This is a genomic window from Microbacterium xylanilyticum, from assembly GCF_054654695.1.
On the sequence record NZ_BAAIEN010000002.1, the window covers coordinates 1 to 18,916 of the forward strand.

The 18,916-nt window shown below is 70.8% G+C and carries 14 protein-coding genes; 10 read left to right on the forward strand and 4 right to left on the reverse strand.

All coding sequences use genetic code 11. From position 1 onward, the window contains the following. The 3 genes from ACYQ1L_RS00525 to ACYQ1L_RS00535 form a co-directional block, all read right to left on the reverse strand. The coding region (locus ACYQ1L_RS00525) for an argininosuccinate synthase domain-containing protein (protein WP_460002230.1) at positions 1 to 381 on the reverse strand (381 nt) is incomplete at its 3' end. A gap of 73 nt (positions 382 to 454) precedes the next feature. Next, a complete protein-coding gene (locus ACYQ1L_RS00530) occupies positions 455 to 871 on the reverse strand; it encodes a PIN domain-containing protein (protein ID WP_460002232.1) in 417 nt (138 codons plus the stop codon). Beyond that, positions 855 to 1,091, reverse strand: coding sequence for an AbrB/MazE/SpoVT family DNA-binding domain-containing protein (locus ACYQ1L_RS00535; RefSeq protein WP_460002234.1), 237 nt, complete (start codon positions 1,089 to 1,091; stop codon positions 855 to 857). The genes ACYQ1L_RS00530 and ACYQ1L_RS00535 overlap by 17 nt, the downstream gene beginning before the upstream one ends. A 243-nt stretch (positions 1,092 to 1,334) precedes the next feature. On the opposite strand from ACYQ1L_RS00535, the gene ACYQ1L_RS00540 reads away from it, so the two are divergent. The 3 genes from ACYQ1L_RS00540 (at position 1,335) to ACYQ1L_RS00550 (ending at position 5,665) form a co-directional block, all read left to right on the forward strand. Beyond that, the gene (locus ACYQ1L_RS00540; RefSeq protein WP_460002235.1) at positions 1,335 to 3,449 is read left to right on the forward strand and encodes a carbohydrate-binding module family 20 domain-containing protein; all 2,115 of its coding nucleotides are present in this window, start codon (positions 1,335 to 1,337) and stop codon (positions 3,447 to 3,449) included. A 159-nt stretch (positions 3,450 to 3,608) separates the two neighbouring features. Continuing rightward, the gene (locus ACYQ1L_RS00545) at positions 3,609 to 4,583 is read left to right on the forward strand and encodes an acetylxylan esterase (RefSeq protein WP_460002236.1); all 975 of its coding nucleotides are present in this window, start codon (positions 3,609 to 3,611) and stop codon (positions 4,581 to 4,583) included. A gap of 38 nt (positions 4,584 to 4,621) precedes the next feature. Further along, complete coding sequence (locus tag ACYQ1L_RS00550; protein ID WP_460002237.1) at positions 4,622 to 5,665, forward strand: LacI family DNA-binding transcriptional regulator; 1,044 nt, start codon at positions 4,622 to 4,624, stop codon at positions 5,663 to 5,665. Positions 5,666 to 5,711: 46 nt separating this feature from the next. Here ACYQ1L_RS00550 and ACYQ1L_RS00555 read toward each other — a convergent pair whose 3' ends face one another. Then, the gene (locus tag ACYQ1L_RS00555) at positions 5,712 to 7,862 is read right to left on the reverse strand and encodes an alpha-galactosidase (RefSeq protein ID WP_460002238.1); all 2,151 of its coding nucleotides are present in this window, start codon (positions 7,860 to 7,862) and stop codon (positions 5,712 to 5,714) included. Between the two features lie 248 nt (positions 7,863 to 8,110). Between ACYQ1L_RS00555 and ACYQ1L_RS00560 the strand changes: the two genes are divergently transcribed. From ACYQ1L_RS00560 to ACYQ1L_RS00590, 7 genes are all read left to right on the forward strand, one after another. Then, complete coding sequence (locus ACYQ1L_RS00560; RefSeq protein ID WP_460002239.1) at positions 8,111 to 9,418, forward strand: ABC transporter substrate-binding protein; 1,308 nt, start codon at positions 8,111 to 8,113, stop codon at positions 9,416 to 9,418. Positions 9,419 to 9,445: 27 nt separating this feature from the next. After that, positions 9,446 to 10,414 (forward strand): carbohydrate ABC transporter permease, encoded by a 969-nt coding sequence (locus ACYQ1L_RS00565; protein WP_460002241.1) that lies wholly within the window; start codon positions 9,446 to 9,448, stop codon positions 10,412 to 10,414. Next, a complete protein-coding gene (locus ACYQ1L_RS00570; protein ID WP_460002242.1) occupies positions 10,411 to 11,292 on the forward strand; it encodes a carbohydrate ABC transporter permease in 882 nt (293 codons plus the stop codon). The genes ACYQ1L_RS00565 and ACYQ1L_RS00570 overlap by 4 nt, the downstream gene beginning before the upstream one ends. Continuing rightward, positions 11,289 to 13,907, forward strand: a complete 2,619-nt coding sequence (locus ACYQ1L_RS00575) for a glycoside hydrolase family 2 protein (RefSeq protein WP_460002243.1) — start codon at positions 11,289 to 11,291, stop codon at positions 13,905 to 13,907. Before ACYQ1L_RS00570 ends, ACYQ1L_RS00575 begins: the two co-directional genes overlap by 4 nt. After that, complete coding sequence (locus tag ACYQ1L_RS00580; RefSeq protein ID WP_460002244.1) at positions 13,904 to 14,863, forward strand: glycoside hydrolase family 113; 960 nt, start codon at positions 13,904 to 13,906, stop codon at positions 14,861 to 14,863. The genes ACYQ1L_RS00575 and ACYQ1L_RS00580 overlap by 4 nt, the downstream gene beginning before the upstream one ends. Before the next feature lie 85 nt (positions 14,864 to 14,948). After that, complete coding sequence (locus ACYQ1L_RS00585) at positions 14,949 to 17,870, forward strand: glycosyl hydrolase (protein ID WP_460002245.1); 2,922 nt, start codon at positions 14,949 to 14,951, stop codon at positions 17,868 to 17,870. A gap of 63 nt (positions 17,871 to 17,933) precedes the next feature. Then, positions 17,934 to 18,902 (forward strand): N-acetylglucosamine kinase, encoded by a 969-nt coding sequence (locus ACYQ1L_RS00590; protein WP_460002246.1) that lies wholly within the window; start codon positions 17,934 to 17,936, stop codon positions 18,900 to 18,902. The last annotated feature ends 14 nt before the right edge of the window (positions 18,903 to 18,916 follow it).

The window sequence follows — 18,916 nt, forward strand, 5'->3', positions numbered from 1 at the left end:
GCCCCAGATGTCGACGCCGTCCTCCTTCATGGCGCGCACGAGCAGCGTGCCGGTGACGGCACGGCCCAGCGGCGTGGTGTTGAAGTAGGTCTTGCCGCCGGAGCGGATGTGGAACGCGCCGCAGCTCAGGGCGACGAAGCCCTCCTCGACGAGCGCGGTCTTGCAGTCGATGAGGCGCGAGGCCTCGGCGCCGTACTCCAGTGCACGGCCCGGGATCGACGCGATGTCGTCCTCGTCGTACTGGCCCAGGTCGCCCGTGTACGTGAAGGGCACCGCGCCCTTGTCGCGCATCCACGCGACGGCCACGGAGGTGTCGAGCCCTCCCGAGAAAGCGATGCCGACGCGCTCGCCGACGGGCAGGGACTGGAGGACCTTGGACATGGGATCCAGTCTATCGGCGGCGTTTCGCGGGTTTCGACGGGCGTTGAGCTGGTGGAATCCGCCCGCTTCGGGCTCAGACGAGGCGGACGTCGACGCCCAGGGCGGCGTAGGTGGGCACCGCACGACGGTCGCAGGAGAGCAGCGTGATCCCTGCGGCCTTGGCGGCCAGTCCCACCAGGCCGTCGTAGACGGCGCCGCCAGCGATGCTCGCGTCGGCGAAGATTGCGAGGGCCCCGAGCGCGACCTGCGTCGGCAGCGCCACGGATGCGACGAACTCCGTGCCGATGTACCGCTGGGCGGCCGCACGGGTCCGGCGGGCGGCGCCGGGCAGGCGAGTGAGCACGGAGTACGTCTCGAACATCGCGTGGCCGGCCAGACCCAGGCGCTGTCCTGCACAGGCCCGTTTGACGTCGATGTGCGACGGATGGTCCGGGCTGAGCAGGGCGATCGCCGTGCTGCTGTCGAGCAGATAGTCAGCGTTGGTCGGCAAGGCGCAGCTCCCGGATCATCTCCGTGGTCAGCGGCGTACCCGTTGCGGGGAGCACCAGGCGGCCGTCGTCGTCGACCTCGAAGTCATCGTGCGCCTCGACCTGAACGACGATGTTCCCGCCATCGAGGATCAGATCCACCGGACCCGGAACCATGCCGAGCCGCTCGCGCAACACTGCCGGGATCACGATGCGCCCTGCCTTGTCCATGGTCGCCTTCATGCCATCACAATACCATTCAAATGGCATGCCCCCGGGTTGGGTGGCCATGCGATCGAGCCCAGGCAGAGGGGGCATTGCTGTCGCACTGGAAACGCTTGCATTGTTGAGTGGGGAGCAGCGCAAGGGGTGGATCCCAGTTTTGCGGGAAAGCCCGCGACAAGCTGGAAACGCTTGCACTGGCGCCGGTGCGGTGCTAGCTTTGTGCACGATCGCGCGCGCCCGCCGCGCGGCAAGGAGTCGACGATGACACAGATCCCCCGCAGAGTCGCGACCGTGCTCGCCGCCGTCGCGCTGATCGCTTCCCCGGTGCTGGTCGCGCCGGCCGCCATGGCCGCGACGCCGACCGCCGCAGCGGCGCAGGCGCCGGCCGGGGATCCCGCCGGCGCGGCGACGAAGGACGTGACAGCGCACCTGTTCCAGTGGCCGTGGAAGTCGGTCGCGGACGAGTGCACGCACGTGCTCGGGCCGGCCGGCTACGGCGCCGTGCAGGTGTCGCCCCCGCAGGCGCACGTGGAGCTGAAGGATCAGGGCTACCCGTGGTGGCAGGCGTACCAGCCCGTCTCGTACTCGCTGCAGAGCCGCTACGGCACGCCCAAGGAGTTCGCCAAGATGGTCGACGCCTGCCACCGCGCGGGTGTGCGGGTCTACGTCGACGCGGTGCTCAACCACATGAGCGGTCAGAAGGACGGCGGCGTCGGCAGCGACGGTTCGACCTACGGCTACTACGACTACCCGGGCCTGTACGGCTACGACGACTTCCACCACTGCGGACGCAACGGCAACGACGACATCGCGAACTGGAACGACCGCTGGGAGATCCAGAACTGCCAGCTGCTCGGCCTCTCCGACCTCGCGACCGAGACCGAGCACGTCCGCACGACGCTCGCCGGCTACCTGAACTCGCTGCTCGCGCAGGGCGTGGACGGCTTCCGCTTCGACGCGGCCAAGCACATCCCCGCGGCCGACCTGCAGGCGATCACCGCCAAGCTCACCCGGCCCGCGTACATCTATCAGGAGGTGCTCGACGGCGGCCCCATCCAGAAGAGCGAGTACCTGCCCGTCGGCAGCGTCATCGAGGACCGCTACGGCACGCAGATCTCCCGCGTCTTCAAGACCGGGTCCCTCTCCTGGCTGAACCTGTTCGGCGAGGCCTGGGGGTTCAACGCCTCCGACACCTCGGTGGTCTACACCGACAGCCACGACACCGAGCGCGACGGCTCGGGCGGCTCGGTCACCTACAAGGACGGCGCGCTGAACGACCTCGCGACGGTGTTCGAGCTCGCCTGGCCCTACGGGCACCCGCTCGTGCTGTCGAGCTACCACTTCACCAGCACCGACGCGGGGCCCGTGTCCGACGCCGACGGGAACGTGCTGCCGGTGGCGTGCAACACCGCGACCTCGGGCGTCGGCGGCTGGCTGTGCCAGGACCGCACCGCCTCCACCGTGGGCATGGTGGGCTTCCGAGCCACCACGGCCGGCACCGCGGTCACCCGGTGGTGGAGCGACGGATCCGACGCGATCGCCTTCGCCCGTGAGGGCGCCGGGTACGTCGTCGTGAACAAGGAGAGCGGATCCCTCACCCGCACCTTCGACACCGGGCTCGCCGCCGGCACGTACTGCAACCTCGTGACCGGCCGTGTGGTGGGCAACCACTGCACCGGGCCGTCCGTGACGGTGGCGGCCGACGGATCCCTCGCCACGACCGTGCCGGGCCTGTCGGCGCTGGCGATCTCGAAGGACTCGCGCGTCAGCAAGCCCACGGCGGCCCCCGCCGCGGCCGTGACGTTCACCGCCTACGCGTCGGTCGACGCCGGACAGCAGCTCGTCGTCGTGGGCAGCGACCCCGCGCTCGGCGCCTGGGACCCGGCGAAGGGCCTCGCGCTCTCGCCCGCCGGCTACCCGGTGTGGCGCGGCTCGGCCGCGATCCCCGCGGGCACCGCGTTCGAGTACAAGTACGTGAAGCTGGCGGCCGACGGCACGGTCGAGTGGGAGTCGCGCTCGACCCGCACCGCGACGGTGCCCGCCGACGGCGCTCTCGCGTTCAACGACGGCTGGAACGCCGGCGCCACGGTCGATGCCGCGGTCACGCTGCACGCCACGCTCGACGCCGGGCAGACCGCGTACATCGTCGGCAGCGTGCCGGCGCTCGGCAGCTGGAGCCCGGACGCGGCGATCCCGCTGACCGCCGTCGGCGACGGCACTTTCACCGGGTCGGTCACCCTGCCCGGCTCGACGACCATCGAGTACAAGTACATCCGCAAGGACGCGGCGGGGAACGTCACCTGGGAGAGCGACCCGAACCGCAGCGTGACCACCGGCTCGGGCGGATCGCTCACGCTCGACGACACCTGGCGCTGAGCCTCCCGTCCTGCGCCCCGAGTCACCGGCCCGCTCTCTCATCCTGGGAGGGCGGGCCGGATCCATGTCCGCCGCTCGCGCCGGCATCCGCTCAGTGCCGACTCGCACCCGGGTAATCTCGACGCAGCGCACCACGATGCGCCCTTCGGAAAGGACGCCATGCCCCGCTTCGATCTGCCCGACGAAGAGCTCCGCACCTACCGCCCGGACGTGGCGGACCCGGCCGATTTCGACGCGTTCTGGCAGCGCACGCTGGAGGAGTCCCGCGCAGTCGCGAAGCCGCCGGTGCTCACCCGGGTGGAGGGCCCGCTGACGGTGTTCGACGTCTACGACCTGCGCTTCAGCGGGTACGCGGGCGACGAGGTGCGCGGATGGTTCGTCGTGCCCGCGGGCGCCGAGGGGCCGCTGCCCACCGTCGTCGAGTACAACGGCTACGGCGGCGGACGCGGCCTCCCGCACGAGCGACTGGCCTGGGCCGCGGCGGGCTACGCCTGGGCGTTCATGGACACCCGCGGGCAGGGCAGTGTCTGGGGCACGCCGGGTGCGACGCCGGATCCGCACGGCGCAGGCCCGGCCGTGCCCGGCTTCATGACGCGCGGCATCGAGGATCCGCACGACTACTACTACCGGCGCGTGTTCACCGATGCGGTGCTGCTCATCGACGCCCTGCGCGGGCTCGACATCGTGGACGAGACCCGCGTCGCCGTCACCGGCGGCAGTCAGGGCGGCGGCATCGCGATCGCCGCAGCAGGCCTGTCCGAGGGCCTGGTCGGGGCCATGCCGGACGTGCCGTTCCTGTGTCACTTCGAGCGCGCCGTGGGCCTCACCGAGAACGACCCGTACAACGAGGTCGTGCGCTATCTCTCGGTGCACCGGGACGCGGCCGCGCAGAGCTTCGCCACCCTGTCCTACTTCGACGGAGTGAACTTCGCCCGCCGCGCCACGGCGCCGGCGCTGTTCTCGGTGGCGCTCATGGATCCGATCTGCCCGCCGTCCACCGTGTACGCGGCGGCGAACCATCACGGGGCGCCGGTCGAGGTGGCGGAGTACGCGTTCAACGAGCACGAGGGCGGCCAGGGCGTGCACTGGCAGCGCCAAGCCGCGTGGCTCGCCGAGCGGATGCGCCAGGGCTGAACGGCCGGGACCCGGACCGCGCCGGGTAGCCTTCAGACGTGGGAATCGGCAAGCAGGCGAAGCGCGCGGTCACCGTGGACGACATCGCCGCGCGCGCCGGCGTCTCGTCTGCGGCGGTCTCCTTCGCGCTGAACGGACGCAAGGGCGTCTCCGAGGCGACCCGCACCCGCATCCTCGCGATCGCCGACGAGCTCGGCTGGGCGCCCACCAGCGCGGCTCGCGCGCTCGCCGGAGCCAAGACCCACACCATCGGGCTCGCGCTGGCCCGGGATCCGGGGAACCTGGGCGTCGAATCGTTCTACATGCAGTTCCTCACCGGCATCGAGAGCGAGCTCTCCCGGCGCGACTACGGACTGCTGCTGCAGGTGGTTCCGGACCTCGATGCCGAACTGCGCGCGCTGCGGCAGTGGCGGCGGGCGCGGCGCGTCGACGGGGTGATCCTGGTCGACATCCGCACGCACGATCCGCGCATCGCGGAGCTCGAGAAGGGCGCACCTCTGGCGAGCATCGCGGTCGGGGACCCGGCTTACGTGGGCTCGCTCCCCGCGGTGTGGACCGACGATGCGGCGGCCATGCGTGAGGCGGTGGAGGCGCTCGCCGCTCTCGGCCATCGCCGGATCGCGCGCATCGGCGGCACCCCGGAGCTGTCGCACTCGCGCATCCGCGATGAGGCCTTCCTCGCAGCGGTCGCCCAGCACGCCTGCTCGGGCATCCTCCTGGAGACCGATTACTCGCCGGAGCGCGGAGCGGAGGCCACCCGCCGCGCCCTCGCGGAGGAGGAGCGGCCGACGGCCTTCGTCTACGACAACGACATCATGGCGATCGCGAGCCTCGGCGAGTTCGCGGCGGCAGGGCTGCGCGTGCCCGACGACGCCTCGGTCATCGCCTGGGACGATTCGGTCGTGTGCCGCTACACCGCCCCGGCCCTGACCGCGCTGAGCCACGACGTGGTCGGATACGGTGCGCATGTCGCCCGGCGGCTGTTCCAGGTGATGGACGAGGGCGCGTCGGGCGCCTTCCTCGACTCGACACCGTCCCTGGTGCTGCGCGGCTCCACGGGCCCCGCACCGGCACGGTCCTGACGACGCGGTCGTCGCCGCAGGCGGTCCCGACCGCTCGGCACCGCGCTCACACCGCTTCGAGGTGCAGCACGAAGGCCTGCACCGGCCACAGCGTCGGCAGCTGCAGACCCAGCTCGGCGAGCGCCGCCCCGGACAGCTCCACCTCGCCGGACGTGAACCACGGGGGTGCGATCCACCCGTACGCGGCGTCGCCGATCTCGCGGCGCACCCGCACGCGGTACCGCCGGGCGGGGTCCAGTCCCGGGAGGCGGAGCCGCTCCGCACGGGCGTCCTCGAGGCTCGCCACCGTCGCGGCGACGACGACGGCCGCCTCGCGCTCGGGGGCGACGAAGGCCGTGATCCTCCACGCGGGGTCGCGCACCACAGGGTGCAGCGTGGTGCCGGTGTGCACGATCGGGCGCAGCTCCTTGTAGAGCCGGCCGAAGGCGTCGATCGCGGCGAGCTCGTCCTCTGTGCAGTCGAGGATGTTCCACTCCAGCCCGGCGGATCCCATCAGGCTCGTCGCCATCCGGTAGGACAGCGGCGTGACCCGGCCGGAGCTGTGCGAGGTGCCGGGGCCCACGTGTGCGCCGACGAGCTCGGGCGGCAGCAGCAGCCCGGTCCAGCGCTGGATGTCCTGCCGCTCCACCGGGTCGTTCGAGTCGCTCGCCCACACCCGGTCGGTGCGCTGCAGGATCCCGAGGTCGGTGCGGGCGCCGCCCGAGGAGCAGGACTCGATCTCCAGGCCGGGATGCCGCCCCTTCAGCTCCTCGAGCAGTCGGTAGAGGGCGTGCGTCTGAGCGTGCACTCCCGGCCGGCCGTCGTGCACGGCCTCCACGAGATCGCGGTTGTGGTCCCACTTGATGAAGTCGATGCCCAGCTCGCCCACGAGCGCGGAGATCTGGCCGAGCACGTGGGCGTACGCCCCGGGGTTCGCCAGGTCGAGCACGAACTGGGTGCGCCAGGACAGCCGCGGATCGTGCTCCAGGTGCCGCGGATCGTGCAGCAGCCAGTGCGGATGGCTGCGGGCGAGGTCGGAGTCCAGGCTCACCATCTCGGGTTCGAACCAGAGGCCGAACTGCATGCCCAGCTCGTGCACCCGCGCGGCGAGCGGGGCGAGGCCCTGCGGCCATGCGGTGCGGTCGACGATCCAGTCGCCGAGGCTCGTCGTGTCGTCGCGACGCCCCGCGAACCAGCCGTCGTCGAGCACGAACCGTTCCACGCCGACGGATGCGGCGCGTTCGGCGAGCGCCATGATCCGCTCCGGGTCGTGGTCGAAGTACACCGCCTCCCAGGTGTTCAGCACGAACGGTCGCGCTGTGCGGGGGTGCGCGGTCCGCGCCCGCAGCCAGTGGTGGAGCGCTGCCGCGATCCCGTCCATGCCGTCCGCGGAGTACGCGAACAGGACGTCGGGCGCGACGTACTCGCCGCCGGGCTCCAGCGCGACCTCGCCGGGCCGCAGCAGCTCGCCGCCGCCGAGCTGGGTGACCGCGTCGGTGATCCGGTCCACCCGGTAGGTGACGTCCGCCGACCAGGCGACGTGCGCGGCCCAGATCCGGCCGTCGGCGAAGCGCGGCGCGCCGACCGAGGCGGCCATCAGCGTGGGGGCGTCGTGGCCCGGGCGCCCCCGCCGGGATTGCCGGACGGTCGCGCCGGCGGTCATCGCGGTCACGACAGGGCGCTTCTCGCGCGTCCACCGGCCGTCGAACGTGAGCAGGTGGTCGGCGGTCGTCGGCACCGGCAGGATGCTCTCCAGCCAGTCCACATCGATGCGTCCGGAGCCGCCGTCGTGCCGCAGCGTCTGGCCGACCCGTACCACTCCGCCCGGTTCGATGCCGATCCGGATCGTGAGGCTGAGTCCGGACGCATCGTCGATCGACGTGGTCTCCAACCGGTCCGCCCGCACATCGTCGGCGCCTCGCGGCGACGCCGTCGCGATCCGCCAGCGGGGGCGCAGCTGCACGCCGTCCCGGCGCAGCTGCAGGCCAGGGCGTCCCGACCACCCCTCCGCCTCCTGAGGTGAGAGCGAGACCTCCCACGCGGCGTCGAGGGTGGCGGGCGGCGTCTGCCGGCTCAGCGCACTGCGCAGGGCGTCGCCGTCGAAGGCCGCGCTCCCGAGGGAGGCGCCCCAGTGCAGCACCGCGGGCAGCCCCGGGCTCGATGCGTCGATGACGAGGGACGTGCCGTGCGCGTCCAGAACGATCGGATCCGTGGTCATGCGGGGTCCTCCTGCGAATCGAGATGTTCGTAACCGGATGATGACAGTGGAATCCGGATCCGTTCGGCGGTATGAGACCGCCTGATCACATGTCATTTCCAGGATGCCCGGGATCCGCGGATCCGAGAAGCGCCGTCGACATGCTGCTTGCGTCTTCAAAGATTATGCGCTTAAGTACTGCGAAGCACCACCCGCTCTCTCGTCTCACCGACGATCCCGTTCAAGGAAGAACCCGACAGGAGTCAGACATGGCAAAGAAGGCATTGACAGCAGCCGCGGCGCTCGCCGTCGCGGCCGTCGCACTGAGCGGCTGCTCGTCCAGCGGCGGCTCCAACGGCACCGATGGCCCGGCGAAGGGCACCATCACCGTCCTCACCAACCGCACCGACCTCGTCTCGGACGGCACGTTCGACAAGTACGCCGCCGAGTTCAAGAAGAGCTACCCCGACGTCACCGTCAAGTTCGAGGGCGTCAACGACTACGAGAACTCGATCAAGACGCGCCTGAACGGCAGCAAGTACGGCGACGTGCTGGCGATCCCCGCCGCCGTCAAGCCCAGCCAGTACAAGCAGTTCTTCGAGCCGCTGGGCAAGACCAGCGACTACTCCTCGACGTTCCGCTACACCGCGAAGTCCTCCTTCGACGGCACACAGTACGGCCTCTCCACCGGCGGCAATGCGAACGGCATCGTCTACAACAAGAAGGTCTGGGAGAAGGCCGGCATCACCACCCTGCCCAAGACCGAGGACGAGTGGCTCGCCGACCTCAAGCTCATCAAGGACAAGACCGGCGCCATCCCGCTCTACACCAACTACAAGGACGGCTGGCCGCTCTCGCAGGGCATGGGCAGCCTCGGCGCCATCACGAACGACCCGGATGCCGCGCTGCACATGGCGGAGAACCCGAAGCCGTGGACCGAGGGCACGGACATCTACGCGATCGACTCGCTGCTGTTCGACTCGGTCCACGAGAAGCTCACCGAGCCCGACCCGCTCTCCACCGACTGGGAGGGATCCAAGACCCAGCTCGGCACCGGCAAGGTCGGTGCGATGGTGCTCGGATCCTGGGCCGTCTCGCAGATGCAGGCCGCGGCGGTGAAGGCCGGCGCCTCCGCTGACGACATCGGCTACATGGCGTTCCCCGCGAACGTGAAGGGCGTCCAGTACGCCACGAACGACGGCGACTACAACAACGCGATCAGCAAGCACTCCAACGCCAAGGCGGCCGCCAAGGCCTGGATCACGTGGTTCGCCGAGAAGTCGTCCTACACCCAGGACCAGGGCATGGTCTCGCCCGTCAAGAGCGCACCGCTGCCCAAGAACCTGACCGGCCTGTCCGACGCGGGCGTGAAGCTCATCGAGCCGGCTCCGGCGCCCAAGGGCAAGGAGAGCCTGCTCAGCGACGTCGCCAACCAGGCGCAGATCGACATCTACGGACAGACGTACCGGCAGAAGCTCGTCGACATCGCACGCGGCGCGGCCGACGGCACCAAGGACAGCTACTTCGCCGAGCTCAACACCCAGTGGGGCGCGGCCGTGAAGCAGCTCGTCAAGTAACGACCGAATCCCTACGGAGGACATCTCATGGCGATCTCGGCTCCGAGTGCCACGCCGGCGAGCACCTCCGCCATCCCCGCAGTCTCCGGGCGCCGCTTCGACAAGCGGCGCCCGGAGCCCACGGGCCGCCGGCGGATCCTCACCCAGCTCACCCCCTGGTTCTTCCTGGCGGCGGCCCTCGGCCTGCTCCTGCTGCTCACCTACTGGCCGGCGGTGAACCTCATCTACTACAGCTTCACGAGCTGGGACGGGTTCGATCAGGACAAGACGTTCATCGGCCTGGACAACTACGTCCAGGTGTTCTCGAACCCCGACATCTTCCGGGTGTTTCTCGTGAGCGTCTACTACTTCCTGGCGACCTTCGTGCAGATGGCCCTGGCCCTGTACTTCGCCACGATCCTCAGCTTCAGCACCCGCTTCTCGAACCTGTTCCGCGGGATCCTCTTCTTCCCGTACCTCATCAACGGCGTCGCGATCGCCTTCATGTTCCAGTACGTGTTCCAGCAGGGCGGCTCGCTCGACATCGTGCTGAGCTGGTTCGGCGTGACGCACCCGCCGCAGTGGCTGGGCGATCCTTCCATCGCGAACTGGTCGCTGGCCAGCACCTCGGTCTGGCGCTACACGGGGCTCAACTTCGTGCTCTTCCTCGGCGCGATCCAGTCGATCCCCGGCGAGCTCTACGAGGCGGCGGACCTGGACGGCGCGAGCCGGTGGCAGCAGTTCTGGGCCATCATCTTCCCGGGCATCCGCCGAGTGGTCGGCCTCAGTCTCATCCTCGGCATCTCCGGTTCGCTGGCCGCGTTCGAGACGCCGTTCATCATGACCGGCGGCGCGAACGGCACCACGACCTTCGTCATCAAGACCGTGCAGACCGCGTTCGTCTACACGCATGTCGGGCTCGCGTCCGCGATGGCCGTCGTGCTGCTGATCATCGTCCTGCTGGTCACCTGGATCCAGCGCAAGCTCTTCCCCGACGAGAAGGTGGACCTCGCATGAGCACCATCGCATCGCGGCAGGCCGACGGCCGCCGCACGCCGTCCCTGGCGTGGATCCGCCTGCGCGGCATCAGCGCCCAGGCCGCCAAGTACCTCAGCCTGCTGATCGCGGCGTTCTTCACCCTCCTGCCGATGGTCGCGATCCTGTTCGCGAGCTTCAAGCCGTCGAAGGAGTACCACCGCACCGACGCGCTGACGCCGCCGAGCAACTGGTTCGACATCGGCAACTTCGTGACCGCGTTCGTCAAGGGCCACATGCTCGAGGGCTTCGTGAACACCGCGATCGTGCTGGCCGTCTCGCTCGTGGGCACGATCTTCATCGGATCCATGGCCGCCTACGCGCTGGACCGCTTCCGGTTCCGCGGCAAGGGCCTCGTCACGGCGCTGTTCATGATCGCCACCCTGGTGCCCTCGGTCACCAGCCAGGTCGCCACGTTCCAGCTCATCAACGGCCTGGGACTCTACGACACCAAGGGCGCGCTGATCCTGATGTTCACCGGCACCGACATCATCGCGATCTATCTGTTCATCCAGTTCATGCAGTCGATCCCGGAATCGCTCGACGAGGCTGCGATGCTCGACGGCGCCAACCGCTGGACGATCTACTGGCGGATCATCCTGCCGCTGCTCAAGCCCGCGATCGCCACGGTCGTGATCATCAAGGGCATCGGCATCTACAACGAGTTCTACACGCCGTTCCTCTACCTGCCCAGCGAGGGTCTCGTGTCGACGACGCTCTACAACTTCAAGAGCGCGACCAACACCCAGTGGGAGGTGATCGCGGCGGGCACCCTGCTCGTGATCATCCCGTCGCTCATCGCGTTCCTGCTGCTGCAGAAGTGGATCTACCGAGGCCTGATGACGGGAGCCGTGAAATGACCCTGACCTCCGAGCTGACCGACCGGATCCCCGAGGCCGGCCCGATGCGCGTGCAGCGCCGCGACCTGCATGCGGGCTGGCGCCTGCGCGCGGCCGACGGCCCGGTGCCCGCGCACCTGGAGGAGGCGCTGCGGGAAGGATCCGTCGAGGCGACCGTGCCCGGCTGCGTGCACACCGACCTGCTCGCCGCAGGGCTCATCCTGGATCCCTACCTCGACGACAACGAGGCGCTGCTGGCCTGGATCGGCCTCGTCGACTGGACGTACGAGTCCCGCTTCGCGTGGACCGCCGAAGGCTATGAGCGGCACGATCTCGTCTTCGACGGACTGGACACCGTCGCCACGGTCACGCTGAACGGTCGCGTCGTCCTGGAGGCGGCGAACCAGCACCGCTCGTATCGCGTCGACGTGCGCGATCTCCTCATCGAAGGCGACAACGTGCTGGAGGTGGCGTTCCGCTCGCCGATCCGGTACGCGAATGCGCAGAGCCTCGAGCTCGGCCCCCGGCCCCGCCCCTATCCGCTGCCGTACGAGGCGATCCGCAAGTCGGCCGCGAACTTCGGCTGGGACTGGGGCATCGCGACGTACACGAGCGGGATCTGGCGGCCGGTGCGCCTGGAGTCCTGGTCGGTCGCGCGCCTCGCCGAGGTGCGGATCGCGGCGACCCCCACGGTCGGCGGCGGACGCGTCGAGGCCACGGTGCGCGTCGAACGCGCGTCGGCCGATGCGTCCAGTGCGTTCGTCGTGACGGCGACCCTGGGCGGATCCCGCGGCGAGGCGCTCGTCGACGCCGGCTCCGACACCGCCGTCGTCGCCGTCGAGACGGCCGGCCTGGAGCGCTGGTGGCCGGCCGGCTACGGCGAGCAGCCGCTCTACGACGTCCACGTCTCGATCCGGGAGGAGCCGCCGCACGTGCGCGGCGACCTGGACGCGGTGGTGCGCCGCGTGGGCTTCCGCACGGTGGAGTGGGACACCGCTCCCGACGCGGACGGCACGCCGTTCACGCTCGTCGTGAACGGTCAGCGGGTGTTCGTCAAGGGCGTGAACTGGATCCCGGACGACGCGCTGCCCGTCCGCGTGGACCGTGCGCGGTACGAGCGGCGGCTGCGGCAGGCGCTCGCCGCCAACCTCAACCTCATCCGGGTGTGGGGCGGCGGGATCTACGAGTCGGACGACTTCTACGAGCTGTGCGACGAGCTGGGCCTGCTGACCTGGCAGGACTTCCTGTTCGCCTGCGCCGCCTATCCGGAGGAGGAGCCGCTGCGCGGCGAGATCGAGGCGGAGGCGCGGGAGAACATCGTGCGCCTCGCCGACCACGCCTCGCTGGTGCTGTTCACGGGCAACAACGAGAATCTGTGGGGATACGAGGACTGGGGCTGGAAGCAGTACCTCGACGGGGCCACCTGGGGTGCCTACTACTACCACGAGCTGTTCCCCGCGCTCGTGCGCGAGCTGGCGCCGCACGTGCCGTACAGCCCGGGCAGCCCGTTCAGCCCGACCCGGCCCGACGGCGAGACCCCGCATCCGAACGCCGAGCCGCACGGCACCATGCACCTGTGGGAGCAGTGGAACCGCCGCGACTACCCGACCTACGCCGAGCACCGGCCGCGATTCGTGGCCGAGTTCGGGTGGCAGGGCCCTCCGGCGTGGTCCACCCTGACCCGCTCGGTGACCGACGCCCCGCTGACTCCCGAGTCGCCGGGCATGATCGTGCACCAGAAGGCGATGGAGGGCAACGTCAAGCTCACCACCGGCCTGCTGCCGCACTTCCGGGTTCCCGCCGACATGGAGGACTGGCACTGGGCGATGCAGCTGAACCAGGCGCACGCGGTGCGGTTCGCGCTCGACCACTTCCGCTCCCTTGCGCCGCACACCATGGGCGCCGTGGTGTGGCAGCTCAACGACTGCTGGCCGGTGACCTCGTGGGCGGCGATCGACGGCGACGAGCGGCTCAAGCCGCTCTGGTACGCGCTGAAGGCCGCGTTCGCGCCGCGCGTCGTGACGATCCAGTCGCGCGATGAGGGCCTGGTCGCGGTGCTGGGCAACGACACCGGGGAGGCCTGGGAAGGTTCTCTCGTGGTGCGCAGGCTCGCGTTCGACGGATCCGGGCTCGCCACGCAGACCGTGCCCGTGTCGGTGCCCGCCCGGGGTTCGCTCACCGTCCCGCTCGAGGCGTCCGTCGCCGTGGCGGGGGATCCTGCGGCCGAACTGCTCGTCGCGGACGTGCACGACCGGTCCGCGGAGGGCGCCGTGCCCGAGCGCAGCGACCGGTCCCTGAGCGAGCGCAGCGAGACGAAGGGCGCCGTGCCCGTGGAGCGTGGCTTCCGCTACTTCGCGGAGCCGCGCGACTCGGCGCTCCCCGCTGCGGGCTACGCGGCCGAGGTCGCGCCGGTGAACGGCGGCAGCGAGGTGCGGATCACCGCGCGGACGCTGCTGCGCGACCTGACCCTGCTCGTGGACAAGGCGGACCCCAACGCCGTCACCGAGAAGGGGCTCGTCACGCTCCTCCCCGGCGAGACCGCGGTGTTCCTGGTCCGCCACGGCGCGGAGCTGGATCCGCAGCTCCTGACTGATCCCCGCGTGGTGCGGACAGCGAACGAGCTGGTGACCGGATGAGCGGCCCCGACCTCGGCGTGCTCGAGCCGTACGTCGCCGGCATGACCTGGGGTTGGACCGGGGTGCGCGGCACCTGGGCCGCCCCGGAGGCGGCCGCGTCGATGCGGCTCATGGCTGAGCAGGGCGTGAACTGGACCGCGCTCGCCTACGCCGTCGAACAGGAGACCGCGCAGTCCCTCACGATGCCGTGGGACCAGGCGCCCACGGTCAGCGAGGAGGAGATCGTCTGGGCGATCCGCGAGGCGAAGGCGCACGGGCTGAAGGTGTGCCTGAAGCCGGTCGTGAACGTGAGCGACGGCACCTGGCGCGCCTACGTCGGCTTCTTCGACTGGGACGTGCCGGGGGAGCCGAGCTGGGGCCAGTGGTTCGCCGCCTACGCGGAGTTCATCCTGCACGCGGCGCGGATCGCCGCGGCCGAGGGCTGCGAGATGCTCTGCATCGGCTGCGAGATGGTGCGCGCTGACGGCCGCGAGGCCGAGTGGCGCGCGCTCGTCGCCGCCGTTCGCGAGGTGTACTCCGGCGTCGTCGCGTACAACTGCGACAAGTACCAGGAGGACCACGTCACCTGGTGGGACGCGGTCGACGTGATCACCTCGAGCGGCTACTACCCGATCGAGCGCTGGGACGCCGAGCTCGACCGCATCGCGCGGGTCGTGCAGGCCTCCGGCAAGCCCTTCTTCTTCATGGAGGCCGGCTGCCCGTCCCGCGTGGGGTCGCCGGAGAAGCCGAACGACTGGAGTCTGCCCGGAGCGCCGTCGGGCGATGAGCAGCTGCGCTACTACCGCGCCATGTTCGACGCCTGCGACCGGCGGCCCTGGATGCGCGGATTCATGCTGTGGGACTGGCCCCCGCGGCTGTACCCGCTGTCCGAGGCCGCTGCCAACGACGACTACTGCCCCTACGGCAAGCCCGCCGCGGCGTTCCTGCGCGACACCTACCTCGCCAAGACCCGCTGACGGATCCGCACCGGTCCCTGAGCCCGTCGAAGGAGCCGTGCGTCACCTGCACCCCGCACCCCATCCCACCGAAGGAGACTCGACGATGAGTCGCATCCCCCGTTTCACGGCCGTCGCCACGGCGGCCCTCGTCCTCGCCGGGCTGCTCATGCCGGCGCACGCCTCGGCGGCCCTGCGTGCGCCGGCCGCGTCCCTGCCCGCCGCGACGAGCGCGGCCCCGGTCGACCTGGTCGACGGCGACGCCACCCCGGAGACCCGCAGCCTGTTCTCCTACCTGCGCGACATGCGCGGCACCGGGATCCTGTTCGGTCATCAGCACGACACCGACTACGGCACCACGTTCACGACTCCCGACGGGGTCTCCAGCGACGTGAAGGCGGCTGTGGGCGACTACCCGGCCGTCTTCGGCTTCGACACGCTCATCATCGAGGGCAAGGAGAAGCCCGGCGATGCCGGCGCGACGCAGGATCAGAACGCGCTCACCCTCGCGAACGCGATCCGTCAGGCGCACGACCTCGGCGGCATCGCCACGCTGAGCGCGCACATGCCGAACTTCGCCACCGGCGGCGACTTCTACGACACCTCCGGCGACGCGCTGCGCTCGGTCCTTCCGGGCGGCGCGCACAACGCCGACCTGAACGCGTTCCTCGACCACATCGCGATGGCGGCGACGCATGCGACGGACGCGAACGGCCACGCCATCCCGATCATCTTCCGGCCCTGGCACGAGAACGCCGGATCCTGGTTCTGGTGGGGTGCGGCCTTCGGGACCCCCGGCGAATACGCGGAGCTGTACCGCTACACCGTGGAGTACCTGCGCGACCTGAAGGGCGTGCACAACCTGCTCTACGCGTTCTCGCCCGGTGGCGGCTTCGGCGGCAGCGCCGACCAGTACCTGCGCACCTATCCCGGCGACGACTTCGTCGACGTGCTGGGCTACGACACCTACGACGCCGCCGCGGACAGCACGTTCCTCGCCGGGCTCGTCTCCGACCTCGGGATGATCGCCGACCTGGCCGACGCGCGCGGCAAGATCAGCGCGTTCACCGAGTTCGGCATCACCGGCGGGGTGCAGCCCGACGGCCAGAACAAGAACGTGCACTGGTACGAGGACGTCCTGAATGCGATCACGGCAGATCCGCGGGCGTCGCGGTCGGCGTACATGCTCACCTGGGCCGACTTCGGCGGCACCACGACGCCGTACATCCCCACCTCCGGCGAGATGCTGCCCGACTTCCAGGCGTACTACGACGACCCGTACACGCTGTTCGCGAAGGACCTGCCCGCCGACGTGCTCACCCACACGGTCGACGCGCTGCCCACCGAGCCGGTGGCGCACCTGGCGAGCCCGGCGGGCGGATCCCGGGTCGCCGGCACGACGCAGCAGATCCTCGCATCGGTGCAGCACGACACCGGCGTCGACAACGTCACCGTCTCGGTGGACGGCACCTCGCAGGTCGTCGATCTCACCGCGCCGGCACCCGGATCCCTGTGGTGGACCGGCACATGGAACGTCCCGGTCGAGCTGCGCACCAACGCGACGCACGGGCTGACCCTGCATGTCTACGCCGGCGGCACCGAGCTCGCGAGCACCGCGTCCTCGGTCGTGGTCGGGCCGGCGCCCGTCATGGCTCCGGGTCAGGTCGACGACTTCGAGGGGTACGGCGACGACGCGGCGCTGCGCAGCGCGTACGTGAAGTACAACTCCAACACCATCTCGCTCGTGAAAGCCTCGGCGGCCACCCCGGTCGGCGATGGCACGCAGGCGCTGCAGCTCGACTACTCGTTCGCGACCCAGAGCTACACCGGGTTCGGCAAGCAGCTGACCGCGGACTGGTCGGGCTTCTGGGACTTCCAGGCGTGGATCCACCCCGACGGCTCGGACAACAAGCTCGTGCTGCAGGTGGTCGCCGGCGGCGTCACGTTCGAGGCCTACCCGTCGCTGGCGGGCACGACCGCGTCGCTCGTCGACATCCCGTTCTCGGACTGGCACCCGGCTCCGTGGGACACCGCGCACGCCGGTGCCGTGCTCACCCAGGACCTGCTCGCGCAGGTGACCCAGTTCAACGTCTACGTGAACGCCGTCTCGGGAGCGGCGACCGGCGGATCCATCGTGCTCGACGGCCTCCGCGCCGTGGTCGGCACGCCCCCGCCCACGACGTACACCGACGTCCCGCGTGACGACCCCGACTACGCCGCGATCCAGTGGCTGCACGACAGCGTCATCGACCTCGGCGACAAGAACGGCGCCTTCCACCCGACCCGGGCCGTGAAGGATGACGAGGCTGCGCGCGTCTTCGCTGCGTACGACAAGGCCGCGGGGGTCACGGCTCCCGCTCCGGCCTCGGCCCGGCGACTCGCCGTGACCATGGCGCTCTGGCAGCGCGCCGGCTCGCCCGTCGTGGCGAACGGGCCGACGTTCGAGGACGTTCCCGCAGCCTCCGCGCCCGCGGTGGCCTGGGCGGTGTCCGCGGGCGTGGTCGAACCGGCGTCATCGACGGAGTTCGGGGTGAACGGGCGCATCTCCCGCGCCGTGCTGGCTCGCTGGCTGCAGCGCACCGACGTGATCGTGCGGGCGAACCGCCCGGCGCCGGTGGTGGACTTCTCCGACGGCGCGCACGGCTGGGCCGTTCCCGACTGGCAGACCAACGGCGGTACGGCCACGGCCGAGAACGGCCGGCTCGTGGTCCAGGCCGGCTCCGGGGGCGACTGGGTCAGCGGCCCGGGCGGACAGGACTTCAGCTCCCGTACGAAGCTCATCGTCGACGTGCCCGCCACCACCGGCGTCGCCATGAAGGCGGCCCTGCAGCTCGGCCCGAACTGGACCTGGTGCGAGACGGCACCGGCCGCCTGGGCAGGATCCGGTTCGCACACCGGCAGCGACGCGATCGTGATCGACCTCACGACACTGAGCGCGGACTGCCAGGCGCTGCTCGGCCAGGTGCGCGGCCTCAACCTCTTCGTGAATGAGGGCCGCACCGAGATCTCCGCCATCGGCGTCCGCTGACGCCTCGACGGAGCCGCCTCCGCCGTGAGGCGGCTCCGTCCCGACCGAAAGGCGCATGCGCGCATGAGCACTCCGCCCGCCGCCCCGGCCTTCACGTCCACCGCGGGCGGCCTGCTCGCGATCGACGCGGGTCAGAGCAGCATCAAGGTCCGCCACGTCGCTCCCGCCGGTGTCGCCGACGAGTGGGCGAGGCCGGCGCTGCGCACGGATCGCCCGCTGCTGCCGCAGCTCGCCGAGGTGCTCGCCGATGCCTCCCGGCGCGGGTGCACGGCCGCGGCCGTGGGGATCGGCACGTCCGGGCTCACCGAGGATGGGCTCGACGCACGGGCCCTCCTGACCGCGGCGGCGTCTCTCGGTGCGCGGTCATTGAGCCTCGCCCACGACTCCATCACGTCCTTCCTCGGCGCCCTGGGCGACGGCCGGGGCGCGGTGGTCGCCTCCGGCACCGGCGTGGTGACGCTCGCGGTGGGACGCACCGAGGTGGCGCGGGTGGACGGGTGGGGGTACCTGCTCGGCGACGCCGGCAGCGGCTACTGGATCGGCCGCGCGGCGTTCGACGCCGTGCTCCGCGCGAACGACGGCCGCGGGCCCGCCACGGCGCTGACCGAGGAGGTGCGCGCCCGGTTCCCCGTGCTGGAGGAGGCCTACATCGAGCTGCAGGCCGACCCGGGCAGGGTGCAGCGGATCGCGGCCTTCGCGCGGACGGTCGCCGATGCCGCGGCCGCGGGGGACGCGGTGTCGATCGCGATCTCCGAGGGGGCAGCCGAGGAGCTCGCGCACTCCGTGGTCAGCGGCCTGCGCCGGGTCGGCGAGGTGGCGGACGATAAGGACGCTTCCCCGCGGGTGCGCGCGATCGGGGGTGTGCTCGGGTCGCCCGTGCTCGCGGCCGCCTTCGTCCAGGCCGTGCACCGCCGGATCCCCCGCGCGGACGTGCGCGTGGGCAGCGCGGATCCGCTCGACGGTGCGGCGCTGCTGCCGGCGGTGGCCGTCGGCAGCGCGCTGCGCTCCCGGGTCGTCCGCGTCGAGGCCTGAGCGGCGCGGTTCCT

Bases quoted from the DNA above. Each gene is read 5' to 3' on its own strand.
- ACYQ1L_RS00535 (WP_460002234.1), bottom strand. From the start codon at position 1,091: ATGAAGGCGACCATGGACAAGGCAGGGCGCATCGTGATCCCGGCAGTG.
- ACYQ1L_RS00540 (WP_460002235.1), top strand. From the start codon at position 1,335: ATGACACAGATCCCCCGCAGAGTCGCGACCGTGCTCGCCGCCGTCGCG.
- ACYQ1L_RS00545 (WP_460002236.1), top strand. From the start codon at position 3,609: ATGCCCCGCTTCGATCTGCCCGACGAAGAGCTCCGCACCTACCGCCCG.
- ACYQ1L_RS00555 (WP_460002238.1), bottom strand. From the start codon at position 7,862: ATGACCACGGATCCGATCGTTCTGGACGCGCACGGCACGTCCCTCGTC.
- ACYQ1L_RS00560 (WP_460002239.1), top strand. From the start codon at position 8,111: ATGGCAAAGAAGGCATTGACAGCAGCCGCGGCGCTCGCCGTCGCGGCC.
- ACYQ1L_RS00565 (WP_460002241.1), top strand. From the start codon at position 9,446: ATGGCGATCTCGGCTCCGAGTGCCACGCCGGCGAGCACCTCCGCCATC.
- ACYQ1L_RS00570 (WP_460002242.1), top strand. From the start codon at position 10,411: ATGAGCACCATCGCATCGCGGCAGGCCGACGGCCGCCGCACGCCGTCC.
- ACYQ1L_RS00575 (WP_460002243.1), top strand. From the start codon at position 11,289: ATGACCCTGACCTCCGAGCTGACCGACCGGATCCCCGAGGCCGGCCCG.
- ACYQ1L_RS00580 (WP_460002244.1), top strand. From the start codon at position 13,904: ATGAGCGGCCCCGACCTCGGCGTGCTCGAGCCGTACGTCGCCGGCATG.
- ACYQ1L_RS00585 (WP_460002245.1), top strand. From the start codon at position 14,949: ATGAGTCGCATCCCCCGTTTCACGGCCGTCGCCACGGCGGCCCTCGTC.
- ACYQ1L_RS00590 (WP_460002246.1), top strand. From the start codon at position 17,934: ATGAGCACTCCGCCCGCCGCCCCGGCCTTCACGTCCACCGCGGGCGGC.